Annotated in this window: 11 protein-coding genes; 1 reads left to right on the forward strand and 10 read right to left on the reverse strand. The window is 63.3% G+C overall.

Annotated elements, in window-relative coordinates; all coding sequences use genetic code 11:
• Position 1: 1 nt before the first annotated feature.
• Both GUY30_RS15470 and GUY30_RS15475 read right to left on the reverse strand, forming a co-directional pair.
• On the reverse strand, positions 2-880 hold the full coding sequence (locus GUY30_RS15470) for a hypothetical protein (RefSeq protein WP_167199478.1): 879 nt from the start codon (positions 878-880) through the stop codon (positions 2-4).
• Positions 873-2027: a DUF5047 domain-containing protein gene (locus GUY30_RS15475; RefSeq protein WP_167199481.1), complete on the reverse strand. Its 1155-nt coding sequence runs from the start codon at positions 2025-2027 to the stop codon at positions 873-875. The genes GUY30_RS15470 and GUY30_RS15475 overlap by 8 nt, the downstream gene beginning before the upstream one ends.
• 63 nt (positions 2028-2090) lie before the next feature.
• Between GUY30_RS15475 and GUY30_RS15480 the strand changes: the two genes are divergently transcribed.
• On the forward strand, positions 2091-2438 hold the full coding sequence (locus GUY30_RS15480) for a hypothetical protein (protein ID WP_167199484.1): 348 nt from the start codon (positions 2091-2093) through the stop codon (positions 2436-2438).
• 14 nt (positions 2439-2452) lie between these two features.
• Here GUY30_RS15480 and GUY30_RS15485 read toward each other — a convergent pair whose 3' ends face one another.
• From GUY30_RS15485 to GUY30_RS15520, 8 genes are all read right to left on the reverse strand, one after another.
• Positions 2453-3382 (reverse strand): hypothetical protein, encoded by a 930-nt coding sequence (locus GUY30_RS15485; protein ID WP_167199487.1) that lies wholly within the window; start codon positions 3380-3382, stop codon positions 2453-2455.
• A 524-nt stretch (positions 3383-3906) separates the two neighbouring features.
• Positions 3907-10155: a phage tail tape measure protein gene (locus tag GUY30_RS15490; RefSeq protein WP_167199490.1), complete on the reverse strand. Its 6249-nt coding sequence runs from the start codon at positions 10153-10155 to the stop codon at positions 3907-3909.
• A gap of 18 nt (positions 10156-10173) precedes the next feature.
• A complete protein-coding gene (locus GUY30_RS15495; RefSeq protein WP_167199493.1) occupies positions 10174-10389 on the reverse strand; it encodes a hypothetical protein in 216 nt (71 codons plus the stop codon).
• Between the two features lie 149 nt (positions 10390-10538).
• Positions 10539-11078 (reverse strand): hypothetical protein, encoded by a 540-nt coding sequence (locus tag GUY30_RS15500; RefSeq protein ID WP_167199496.1) that lies wholly within the window; start codon positions 11076-11078, stop codon positions 10539-10541.
• 98 nt (positions 11079-11176) lie between these two features.
• The gene (locus tag GUY30_RS15505; protein ID WP_167199500.1) at positions 11177-11686 is read right to left on the reverse strand and encodes a phage tail tube protein; all 510 of its coding nucleotides are present in this window, start codon (positions 11684-11686) and stop codon (positions 11177-11179) included.
• A gap of 9 nt (positions 11687-11695) precedes the next feature.
• Complete coding sequence (locus GUY30_RS15510) at positions 11696-11980, reverse strand: hypothetical protein (protein WP_167193015.1); 285 nt, start codon at positions 11978-11980, stop codon at positions 11696-11698.
• A 62-nt stretch (positions 11981-12042) separates the two neighbouring features.
• Positions 12043-12465 (reverse strand): hypothetical protein, encoded by a 423-nt coding sequence (locus GUY30_RS15515; protein ID WP_167199503.1) that lies wholly within the window; start codon positions 12463-12465, stop codon positions 12043-12045.
• Positions 12462-12869 (reverse strand): HK97 gp10 family phage protein, encoded by a 408-nt coding sequence (locus tag GUY30_RS15520; protein WP_167199506.1) that lies wholly within the window; start codon positions 12867-12869, stop codon positions 12462-12464. The genes GUY30_RS15515 and GUY30_RS15520 overlap by 4 nt, the downstream gene beginning before the upstream one ends.
• Positions 12870-12872: the final 3 nt, after the last annotated feature.

Genomic DNA, 12872 nt, shown 5'->3' on the forward strand with positions numbered 1-12872 from the left:
CTTAGCTCTTGAAGGTGATCTTGATTTGGCCGCAGCCGGCGGTGGCGATGAGATAGTTCGACTTCCCCGTCCCGGCCCCGATCCCGACACCCCGGGAGGCGCCGGAGGCGAGGCGTGCTGCTTGTGAGTCTGGGATGGTGATCCACTTGCTGTCGCCCATGCCGAGGCCGGGTCCGTCCCACCGGTTGGAGAGTTTTGGTGTCTTCGCCGGCGGGGAGGTTTCGTCGTGCAAGGCGAGCTTGGGTCGGACTTTCCCGGACACGCCGTGGTATTTCGAGGTGCGGGCTACCCGGATCTGCATCTTGTCCACGGTTTTCCCCTGGCAGGCGGATTCGATGCGGGTGCCGTAGGTCCAGATCGACGTGTACGGGTGCGGGTATGAGGGCCATGCGCCCTGAGCCACCCGAGATCCGTCTTTGCGGCCGCTGCGGTAACCGGCCTGCGAGGACGTGTCGAGAGAGACGGGTTTCGGTCTAGAGGCTTTCGGCGGATCTTCCGGGCCGGGTGCTGGTCCTTCCCCGGTCTGGACGTAGATTGCGCCGTCTTTGACCCACACAACCGAGGCCTGCGTGTAGCCCGACGGTGCTGGCGTGCCGAACGTCAGATCTACAGGGTCGGGGACTTCCACCTCGACGGGGCCACCGATCTTGTCCATGACTCGCCACCCGGCCGAGTGTTGGAGGACGAGGACCACGTCCCCCTCAGCGCGAGGGTTGTACGCCTGGTTCGCCGACACGTCGTTGATGATCGCTTCACCCCACCGCAGGTTCACTGTCCCCGACTCTTGGAGACTGTCGACGACCATGATTTGGTACGGGTTCATCTGCCGTTCGACTTCGGTGCGGACGAGAGCGGCGAGGTCGTTCTCTGCCTCACTCATCGAAGGTTCCTTCGCCGTAGTCGGCGTTGTCGCCTTCGATGGTGATGCGCCCACCGGCGGGCGAAGTGGTGGAGCGGGTTTGCATGGACATGGTTCCTCCGGTCAGGGGGAAGGTGATGGAGTCGATGATGTGGTTCTCCACGGTTTCGTCAGGCATGGTCACGGAGATGACGTCGTCGGGTTCGAGCGCGTAGTTCAACAGGGACGACACGGACACCTTCTGTTTCAGACCTAGGCGCGGTGCCAGGAGGCCGAGTGCGGTGGTTTGGCACTGTTGCAGGCTGGTGATGAGTTTCGACGTGTAGAACAGCGGCACCGCCCCGAACGGCCCCTTGTAATAGGTCGGCGAGACGGGGTCATCGTCGGAGGCGACGGATGGTCCGATGGGTGGTTGCCCGTTCTCGGACGCTCCGGAGGCGACGATCTGGTTGTACACCCCGTCGCGGGACAGTGTTTGTTGCGGTTCGACGAGGGCACCACCCGGGCCGGCGGCCAGTTCCCACACTGCAGGGTCCTCGAGTGTGGGGACGGGAGCTGCGACGAAAGATCCGCGGGAGTCGCAGAACACTCGACCGCCGAGGGACTTGGCAATGGAGGGGTCGCGGGAGCGGCCGTCGATGAGTCCCCACCGGTCTCGTTCTTCGACGAGCTGCGGAATGTTGGTGTCGCCGAGCCGCCAGGACATGCCGACCTCGGGGAGGACTTCTTTGATGAGTGTGGTGGCCCAGTATTGACCGGTGCCGATCGCGAGGGTGCGCGGTTGGTGGAACCGTTCGTCTTGCACCTGCGCTTCGAGGGAGAGCCCGTCCAACTGTGCGCGTCCGGGTCGGAGACCGGCCTGGGAGACTTCTTCGACACGGTACACACCCAACGGAACGGTCTCGATGGTGTGGCGGTCGTAGTGCATGCGCATGAACACGCGAATCCGGGCACCGTATGGGGAGAGTGCTCGGCGGCCTATGTCTGCGCCGGAGATGATGAGGCCGCGGGCGGTCCATCGGACTTGCGAGGTGGAGGCGGCGGTAATGGACCCGTCGTGAAGGGTCAGGTCATGCCACGTGTTTCCGCGGTCGGGTGACCATTGCACGACGGGTTCATACCGAGCCAGGGAAAGTGCTTCGAGCCACCGTTGGGAGACTGGGAACACGGGTGCCTCCTTTGAGTCAGATAGATTGAGGTATCACGCGGACTTCAACGACGGGAGAAAACCATGAGCTCGCAACAGCGTCGATTGCCAGGCAAGTACAAGCGCTTCGTTATCGAGGTCGAGATTGAGGCAGTCGATGCCGAGGCAACGGCCGCTTTCAACACGAGCATGGGTGAAGGGCTGAACGACCCAGACGACATGGACCTGTCGCAGGGTGAAGATGCTGAGCTCATGCGGGCTGTCGGTGGTGTGGTCAGCCGAGCTCTGGGTGAGCATGAGGAAGCCGCCGGTTTCCGGCCACTCGGTTCGTCAACGTTCGCTCGTTACGTCGACGATGAGGGCAACTATCTTCCGGTGACTCTTCCTGCCGCAGCTGGCCGGGGAGACGACGGGACCAGGATCGGCCGGTGACCTAGTCCCTCCGCTTATGGTTCGAGCAGCTTGTTGTATGACTCAACTGTGGCCGCGAGCTGGTCGTAGGTGGTCCAGTCGCGGGCCACAGTGTCGTACGACAGGCCGGGGATTCGTAGTGGGCTGTCGGTGGTGTCAGGACAGTCGATCTGGATGACATCCCACTGGTAGCGCCGCCAGGGCCACCCGTCCCAGTGGACGTGTTCGAGGTCGAGTTTCCCGCGGATGAAGTAGAAGTCCGGCAAGCCCGCGCAGGCGGGGAATTGTGCGAGGACTGGGCCTTCGTCCAACAGGGCCATGAGTTGTTCTTCGACGTCCTTCTCGCGCACGAGGGACCGCAACTGGGTGGTGAACCCTTCGAGCACATCCCAGGTCGCGGCGGGGCGGGGTGCGCCGGCGATGCTGGTTGTGTCGACGCGGCCGTCGTAGGACAGGTCTGGTGGTTCGACTTTCAGCAGCATGGCTTTGTCCGGGTCGGTCACGGGTTTCAACCACGCCCACCCATCAGACAGTGCAGGGATGACTGCGCCGACGTATTCGGACGGAGTGCCTTCGGTGCCGTCGAAGCGAATGGGCACGGCCCGCCACAGTGTGCCGCCACCGAGTGTGGCTTCGTGGTCGTAAGCGTGCGCGTACCCGCCGGGCGCCCAGGCCGGGTTGCCTGAGCGGACAACACTGCCGTCCTGCCGTTCAAACCGCACTTTCGCGACCGTCGAGCCATGGCCTGGTACGAACGGTGCCCCGGGAATGTACTCTTCCGAACCTCCCGATACTGCCCGATACCTCTTGTCGCCTGACGCCGCAGTCGCCCCATCGAAATAGGGGGACAGAGCACCGAGCTCGACCATCTCAGCGTCAAGATCGAGAGTGTCACCAGCCAGTATTGACGCTGAACGCAGGTACGTCTGGTGCCTGATCGTCGTCGCGTCACCGGTCGCAGTCATCGACAGATGGATGCGGGTCCACTGGTTAGCTGGGCAGAACGTCGCGGGGCCGGCTTGCGAGACCGGCCCGACGGCACCAGTGCTGCTGCGAAACTCGCCTTGCGCCTGCATCGTGAGGTCGCGAGAAGGACGGACATGGATTGAAGCAGTCCAAGTCTCGCCTGCCTTCACGTCGACGCTATGGTCGACATATCGGCCCTTCGCGCCGGTGAGGCTGCCAGTTGCTGAAAGGCGGAAGAACCACTGGCCGACTGCGCCCTGGCCCTGAGTGCGAGTACCGGTTCCTGGCCAGGAGTATGCAGACCAGCCGTTACCGTTGGATTCGAGCGAAGGGTTGCTGACGTGATTTCGCCGCAGAATGGTGTCCGGCACTGCCGGGGTGTCTGGGACCGAGTCATCGAAATCAGCCCGCAGAAGCACCCCAGCATGCGCCGGATCCACAATCGCCGTCAGCCGCCCATCCGGCGACACCACCGGGTCCACCTCCGGCGGCCAAGCAAACCCCGGATCAACAACAATCGGCATCAGTGAGCCCTCCCAGCACCAACAGCAATGCCGCTGACGGTCGTAGAAATATGTGCTTGCATCTGTTTCCCATCCACCACCAACGACACCGGCACACCATCCAGAGCCGAGGCGAGCGCCTCGGGTGAGATCTCAGTCGCCTGGGTGATGAGCTTGGCTGAGGCTTCGTCGAGGGCGATGGTCTGTTGCTGCTGTGGTCGGAGCAGTTGGTTTTCGATGTTGACGGATTGCTGGTGTGGGATGACCTGTTCGCCGCCGCCGAAGTTGACGTATTCCCAGCCGGCCTCGCCGACCTTGTGCACGCCCTTTCGTGCCGATTTGGTGCCGTTGACGTATCCGCCTCGGCGGTCGTAGGCCTTGGCCAGTGATCCGTACCGTGCGAGGGCGTAGGACATTGAGGCGACGATGTTGGACATCGGGTCCCAGATGTCCTTGTTGTAGGGTGCGCGGGCATAGGCGCGGAATGTGGGCGGGATGACCTGCATGAGGCCTCGTGAGGCCATGCCGGCGCGGGCGTTGGAGTCCCAGTTGTTGATCGCTCGCGGGTTGCCGCCGGATTCCTGGTTCATGCGGCGCAGGGTGCGGTTGACGTTGGAGAGCGGCTGGTTCATGAAGTTCAGCGCCGAGATGACCGTTGGCCGCCACCGCTCCACACCGGCACCACCGGTGTCGCCTTCACCCTCGGCGAAGGTCTTCGCGTACTCCTTGGCCTGCTTGACTGAGCCGGCGACGACCTTCTCCATGACACCGACGCCGAGCTGCCCGGTGAGGGTGTTCCCGTCGAGCTTCTCGGAGTACTTCGCGATGAGTTCCTTGCCCTTGCGGCGTGCGGCCTTCTCGAGTTCCTTGGCGATGTCGCCGGAGTAGGAGATGTCGCCGAGGATTCCTTCGTCCATGGCACCACCGCCGACGGCCTTGCCTCGGTTGTCGGCGTGGAGGTGGTCAAAGTGCCCGGCTGCTTTCCACAGGACGAATGCCCAGGGGAATGCGGCCTTGAACGCGGCCACGTTCGCATCGAAGAACCGAGTTTCGATGGGGTTCTGCCCGCCGGGACCGTAGTTCACATCGATCGCGTCGCCGTTGTAGTGGTGCGAGTTCGGGGAGTGCCGGCCGACGCGGCCCCAGTGTGGGTGTTCGCCGACGCGGGCGCCGCGCGCCTCCCACCACTTGCCGGCGGAGATGATGCCACCTCCGGCGTAGCCTTCGTCTCGGAACTGGTGCAACGGTTCACCGCGCAGCGCGGCCGCGTTGACCTTGTGGAGGCGTTCCCTTTCGTAGGGGTCACGCATGGCTTCGGAGACGTACACGCCTTCACCGGAGCGCATCGGGGTGAGCTGGTCGTCACCGGCCGAGTACGGGGTGAAGCCGGGGAGGATGCCGCCTCGAGCGAAACCGCCCTTGGGCTTCTTGACTCCGGTGAGCTTCACACCGACGGAGCCGAAGGACTTATTGATCTCCTTCGCGAACGAGTTCAGCACATCAGCAGTGCTGTCGAGGGAGTTGCCGACGTCGCCGGGAACCTTCTCCATCGTCTTGTCGATGCCGGAACGCAGCCCGGAGAAGTTGGCCTTGCCGCCCTTCTCAATGGCTCCGAACCCGGTGTCCGTGGTCTTGCCGAGGGTGGACAGCCGCCCGGAGGCGTCCTTGTCCATGTTGCCCATCGTCTTGTCGACCGAGGTGCGCATGTCGCCGACGGTCTTGCCGGTGTTCGTCTTGATCGACGACCACTCCGAAGACTGGGTGTCCTTCATCGACTTCAGATTCTTCGACTGGTCCGAGGCCATGGTCTCGAGGTTCTTCACCTGGTTCGAAACCATCCCCGACAAAGCGGTCGACTGAGTGGTGCCCATCGTCGACATCTGAGTCGCAAGATCCAAGCCCATTGCCGAGAGACCAGTGGTCATGGTGTCCTGCATACCCGTCATCGCGGCCAGAGTGTTCTCCTGCCGGGCCAGCAGAGACGCATCCGTGTCCGCAGTCATCTGCAGGTATGCGGCCTGTGTGAGGGCCTGCATCGACGTGAGCGCTTCCTCAGTCGTCGCGAGCGTGTCATCCCATGAACCACCAGCAGCGCCCATGTCACCGGCACCCGTGTCGAACGACCCCGACGAGGCGAGCGCCGAGGTGTCGTCGAGTGTGGTGAAGTCAGTGGCGGAGCTGGTGGTCGGTGCGGTGGCGTAGTCGGTGCTGATGGGGCCGAACGCGGTCACGGGTGGGACTGCGGCGAGGCCGAGCTTCGCGGCGGTGTCCTGGATGCGGGTGATGCCGTCGAGGAGGCTGTTGTCGAGTCCGTCGACGGTGTCGATTCCGCGGGCGTACATGACGGTGGAGGGTGAGTGGATGCCGAGCGCCTTCTTGAGGGCGTTCTCCATGCCCTTGGCGATCTTCGTGATCGTCTTCTCGACCGTCTTCTGCTGGGATTCGAGTCCCTTCACCAGTCCGGCGGCGGCGTTGACTCCACCTGAGTAGAAGCCTTCGGTGACGTAGGCGCCGGCCTGGTCGGAGTACTTCGCGATGTCCTTGTACGAGGCGTTGAGGGACTTCACGTCGGAGTCGCCGCCGGCGAGGAGCTCCTGAGCCAGGGTCAGGCCTTCGTCGATGGAGCCGGCCTGGGCGACTTCCTGCAGGATCGCACCTGAGTAGCCCTTCTTCGCGAGCTGCTTGAGCTTCGATGCGAAGTCCTTGACCTTCGCCGCAGCAGTCGACGCCGAGGTGCGGATGTGGCCGATACCGGAGGTCTGCTGGAAGTTCCCGTCACCAGTGGAGACGAGCTCGGAGCCGGACTGCAGTTCGAACGCTTTGCCCTGGATCGACGACGACACAGAGTTCTGGATCTGCTTGAGCTCGTCGAGCTTGTCCTGTGCCTTCTCGGTCTTCTTCTCGAGCCGGTCCAGCGTGCCGTACAGCGACTTGAGGGACTTCTCGTACTGGCGTGCCTGAATGCCGGCAGTGCGGCGAGCGCCCTTGGATAGGTCTGTGTTGTCGGCGAGGCCCTGCAGGCGGTCGACGGCGGAGTACGCGCCAGAGAGTCCACCGGTGACTTGTTCGCGGACGTCGCCTCGGCGGAGGTCGGTGCGCAGGTCGGTGCGGAGTTCGCCGACGCGGACGCGGCGTTCCCGTTCTTCCTTCGCCCGCTGCTTCGCGGCCTTGGCGGCTTCCTCTGCGGCCTTCGCTTCGGCCTTGACGGCTTTGAGGTTCTTCTTCGCCGAGGCGAGTGCATCTTCTGCGACTCGGACTCGTTTCGAGGCGGAGGCTTTCGCAGACTTCGACTGTGCGTCCTGCTTGGCGCGGCGTGCGTTGCGGAGGTCGTCGGAGGCGAGATCGACGCTGCGCTGGGCGGAGGCGATGCCGCCCTTGGCCATGCCGATTGCGAGGTTCGGCATGCGGCGGATTGCTTCGAAGAGGATCTTCTTCGATCGTGCAGACCCGTCGAGTGGGATCCAGGCTTCGTCGACGTCGTTGCGGTCGCCGGCGAATCGGATCTGTCCGGGTTTGACCATTTCGGCGACGTCCATGACTCCGCCGGCGGCCATGCCTTTGACGTCGATGCCGCCGTGGTAGCGTCCCATGGGGTTTCGGGAGTTGTTGCCCTTGCTGTCCTTCTTGCCGCCCTGGTCAGGCACCTTGGGGTCGAAGACCTTCTTGATGTTCTGGATCACCGTCATGGTGACGGTCGAGTGTTCCCGGAACCACTTCACGAACCCGTTGACGTCTTCCTTGGCTGGGTCTGTGTCGGCGTGGACCGACACGTTCGCCTTGTCGCCGTCGAGGTCCTGGACGGCTTCCTTCGTCTTCTTCGTCTTCTTCGTCGCCTTGTCGGCGTTCGTCTTGACGTCGGTCTTCGCGTCTTCGGGAACATTGAGGATCGAATCGGCGTAGAGCTCGGCTTCGTCCTTGCCCATGCCGAAGTTGCGGGCGGAACGAATGACAGCGGGACGGAGCTTGTCGTCGATCTTCTTCTGGGCTTCTTCCGCCGACCCCGAGGACTCGACAATACTAGCGGCCCAATCCCGAGCCGATGAGGTGAGCCCGTCCAGAGCGGCCTCGTTGTCGCGGCCCTTCTGAGTGGTGATGTCGAGAGTCTTACCGTTCTTCTTCAACGCCTCATCGGCGTCGTCGAGAGCTTGTTCGAACTCACGTGCTGCCGATCGTTCGTCGAGGACGGTGGAACCGAAGTTGCGGATTTCGTCCGCGAGGTCCTTGATCTTGTCCTCAGTGGTCTTCGCGTTGATGCCGAGTTCCTGCAGCTTCTCCGCGTTCTCCTCGGTGGCGCCTCCGGCTTCGAGCATCTCCGGGGTGATGTCGCCCATCGCTAACTTGAGGAGATTGGCCTCGTCCGTTGATTGCCCGGATGCCGAGGCCACATTGATCAGGTGGTCGCGGAATTCGGGGAACTTCGCGAACGTGTCCTCGAGCTCCACTCCGGCGGCCAGGCCCTCCTCAGCGATCGCACGGAACCCGGCTTGAGCAGTGTCAAGAGACCCTCCGGATGCCAACTGGGAAAGCGACTCGTCCGTCCTCTTGATCTGCTCGTTGACGACGTCAAGCTGTCCGGTGTTGGTGAAATCCAACCATGCTGTGAAGCTTCTGCCCTTGTCCGTGGCCTGTTCGAGTGCGTCGCCCCAGTCCTTGATGTCCTCGAACTTGTCACCGCTGACCAGCTTCGCCCAGGCCGTGTTCGCGTTGTCCCACAGGGCTGGGTCGAGGATGGTCTCTTTCGAACTCGTCCGAGTGCTGTCTGAAAGCTTCACCAGGGCGGCTGTGAGCTCGTCAGACGACGCAGCTGCTTCTTTGGCATCCTTGCCGAAGATCCGCGACACGATCTGTGCTCCGGCAATTGCTGCCGCGGCGACCCCAGCCGCTTTGCCTGCTGCCACAAGACCGCCGGAGAGTTTCGGGTGCTCCATGTTGAGGGTCTTGAACCCATCAACGATGTCGAACACCTTCGGCGCCAGCAATAGGAAACCGCCAGCAGCGACCGCGGCCGCACCACTGAGACCCGCAAGGCTGCCACCGAAGTCCTTCACAGGGGCGGGGAGATCGCTGACCCAGTTCGCGAAGTCGGCGACGCCGTCGGCGGCTTCGGCAACGGCGGGGAGAAACACGTCACCGAACGAGATCGCGGCGTCCTTGACTGCGTTTCCTGCGATGCGGACGCGGGACTCGGCGGTGTCGTAGCGTTTGTTCGCTTCCTCCATGAGGGCGATTCCACGCGCGTATTCCTCATTGCCGGTGGCGAGCGCGTCTTTGAGGACGTCGGATGCTCCGGACAGGCGCAGCAGTGCGTCGGATTCGCGGATGCCGGTGATGCCGAGGTCGGAGAGTGTCTTGTTGACGTTTTCGCCGGACGTTTGGGCCTTGCCGAGGCCTGCGACGAATTCGGTGAGAGCTCCTGCAGCGTCGTCGCCCCAGGCGGTGGAGAACTCCTGGGAGGACATGCCTGCGAGGCGTGCGAATTCTTCGACGCTGTCGCCGCCGTTGGCGACGGAGTTGCCGATCTTCTTCATCACCATGGAGATCGCGGTACCGCCGGCCTCGGCGTCGATGCCGACAGACGAGAGTGCGGTGGCGAGGCCGAGGACGTCACCCTCAGTGAGGCCTGCCTGTCGGCCGGCGCCGGCGATGCGCATGCCCATTTCCACGATTTCGCGTTCTGTGGTGGCGAAGTTGTTGCCGAGGCCGACGACGGATGCGCCGAGGCGGCCGATGTCCTTCTGGTTGGTTCCCATGATGTTGGAGAACCGGGCGAGGGAGGTGGCGGCCTCTTCGGCGGAGAGGTTCGTCGACTCGCCCATGTTGATCATGGTCTTCGTGAACGCGAGGACGTTGCCGGTCTTGATGCCAAGCTGGCCGGCGGCCTCGGCGACCGCGGCGATCTCGGTGGTCGAGGCGGGGAGCTCGTTTCGGGCGAGGCTGCGCAGACCGGATTCGAGCGCCGACATCTGCTTCTGTGTACCGTCGACGGTCTTCGTGACACCCGCCCAGTCGGACTCCCAGGACATGGCGGCCTTGCCAGCCATACCAAACCCGATGGACACGGCGGTGCCGAACCCGAGAGCGGCAGTGCCGAGAGCTGACCATGCCTGAGGGTGTGCCTTGGCTGAGGCTTCGAGCTTCGAGAGACCCACTCGCGCTTTGGAGACACCGTTGCGTTCGAGGTCCTGCATGGCACGTTGTGCCTGGCGGGAGCCTGAGACGACGCCGGTGGAGTCGAGAGTGAGTTTCCACGCTACGGAACGATCAGCCAAGGGGCACCTCCTCAGTGGTTACGACGGTCGGGGTTTGATGGATGCGGACCACACGAGCGCTTCCGGATGCTCGTACTCGTTGTCCTTCTGGAACTGCTTGAGCGCGGTCGTGGCATGGCACCTCGACGGTGGGTTCGCTACGAACCGGTTCGCGTTCTCCGCTGCTTGGCAGATCTCCTTCGGATACCCGCAGATCGGGCAGATACCCGCCCGGTACTCGGCGAGAGAGAGCATCCAGTTACGTTGCGCTTCGTCCCACTCGGGTTCGGCCTGGGACGAGACGAGCCGACCATCGTCGTCGTAGACGTAGGTGATGGTCGGCTCCCAGCCGTTGAAGCGTTTGACGCTGACGCCGAGGCGTTCAGCAGCTTCGACCTCGGCTCTTAGCTCCGGCTCACGGCGGAGGCGCTCTGTGAAAAAGGGACCGACGTGGCCCTCTGATTCAGGTTGAGCACCGCGGTGGAGAAGTCCGCGTACTGGGCGTCCGTGATCTCAGCGGACTCGGCTTCCCAGTCATCGCCGGTGAAGTCGATCTTCTCCTTGGAGTTCTTCCACCAAGCGGCGACGATCGACCTCGGGATGACCTCTTCACCGAACGTGTCCGTGTTGAAGCCGAGCGCCGCATCGACGTCGTTGTCCTCACGAGGCGGGTGCTTCGCAGTGATCTCGGCATACTCAGTGCGTTTGAGGGCCTGCAGCTTGATGCAGACGGTGGAGTCTTCCATCTGCTTCTCGATGTCCTGCACCTTCTTCGCCGCGGCGCGGATCTCCTTCGAGTACGGGTTGTTCATCCGGTCAGCCGCAGACTGGGTGCGATTGAGGTGGGCGAGCTCGTCACTGGCAGCCTGGTGCTCAGCGAGCAGACCGAGGTTGGTGACGAGTTCGACAACTGAGGTGGGGCGAGTGGTACCAAACTTCGACATGATTCTCTTCTCCTGTTTTCTCCTGTGATGGGTGGGGTGGAGCCTGGCCCCGCGTGGACAGGAGAATGAGCCACGCGGAGCCAGGGGTCGGGGATGCGTCAGGCAGCCAGAGCCACGTCGGTCTGCACGTCCGCGAAGATGAACTGCGGAATCGTGGACCGGGTGACCGAGTTCGCCTCAGGTGCCAGCACCTGCTTCTCACCAGCCGTGGCCGGGTAGATGGACACCTTCTGATCGGCCGCGAACGGTTCCTCGTAGGCGACGCCGATGCGCTCGACGAAGTAGCCGGAGGCTCCCTCGACGATCGTTTCGACGGCCTCGTTGGAGTCCGTGGCGTTCTCCGAGTTGGTGTTGTCGATGACGGTGATCGACAGGCCCGGAGTCTTCCGGCCGGGGCGACCGAACTCCTGGCGGGAGCACAGACGCGGATCCGGGATCGTCGCCTGCTCCTTCGTGGGGTTCCAGCCGTCACCAGTCAGGTAGCAGCTGATGTCGAGTGCACCAGCAGCTTCGAGCTCAGCGACGGTCGGAGCCTTCGTGTCCGCGATAGCCGGGACCCAGACGACCTTGAAGTTGCCGTCTGCCGGCGTCGATGGAATTTCAGCCATGACATGGCCTCACTTTCTTGAGTTGGCCCGAGCCGGCATCGACTCAGGGATTGCATGGGCCTCAGCGGTTGCCTTGGCCGGGGCGTCTTCCACCTCGGTGGTTTCAGACGGACCCTGCTCGACGGCGGGAGCCGGACGGGCAGGGACGTGATGTTTCGGCGGTCGCGGATTGCGAGCGCGCGGGTAACGGTCGGAGTTGACCAAGGTGAAGATCTTCCCGATCCGGGGATCGGTCTCGGGCACGTCGAACTGGTGGCCAGTCGATTTGTCCTTCACGCGGACGAAATAGGGCATGAGCGCCTCCGGGTATGCGAAAGGCCCCACCGATTGGTGAGGCCTTGTGGGTGTGGTCGGAATCAGGCTCTGGCGGCCGAGAGTTCCCACTCGACAACGGTGTAGACCGGGTGTCGGTTCGCCGAAGTCAGAGTGATCGAGTCGTCCTCGACGATGTCGCGGACGTTGAGGCGACGCAGCGGCGACACCGACCACCCGTCCGCGATCGGGCGAGCGCCTTCGAGGAGCGGGTCGAGTTTGTCGGCGACTACGCGCACCGAGGTGAACGTGATGCCAGCGATGGTGACGCTGATGCGGACGCGTTGGGCGTGGCGGGTGCCAGCGAGGGAACGCGAGAGGGTGTTCGGGATTTGAATGCGTGCGACTGTCCAGGGAAGCGCGTCCTCGACGTACTGGCCGTTCTCGTTCGGCTTCACAGCCTCGAACAGTGTTCCGGTGGGGAACAGCTGCTCTATTGCGTCAGAGAGGGCGAGGATGCTGCTCACAGTGCGTCTCCGAGCTTCTTCAAGTGCTCGTCGATGACGGTGAGTTCACGTTCGACTGGTTCGTCGAAGTCGAGAGATCCGCCGCCACCGTTCGCGCCGCCGAAGTAGGCGATGTTCGCGATCGGTCCTGGCTTGTTTGGGCGGCCGGGGCGACCGCCGGCGTAGGCGCGTTCCTTGTCGGGGCCGATCTCGATCTCGGTGGTGTCGCGGCGCCGGGTCGTTTCGTAGCTGATCGACTTGGCGACCTGGCCGAAGTGCTTTGATTTCCTGGCTTCGGTCTGCAGATTTTTCTTGATCTCGACAGCGCCTTTGGCCAGCACGGCTGATGCTTGCGAACGCACATCGTTGTCGAACTTGCTGATCGCGTCGAGGAGCTTCTGTGTTTCTGAGGTGTCCAACGGCATGGT

The sequence above is a fragment of the Brevibacterium pigmentatum genome, assembly GCF_011617465.1.
Taxonomy (GTDB): Bacteria; Actinomycetota; Actinomycetes; order Actinomycetales; family Brevibacteriaceae; genus Brevibacterium; species Brevibacterium pigmentatum.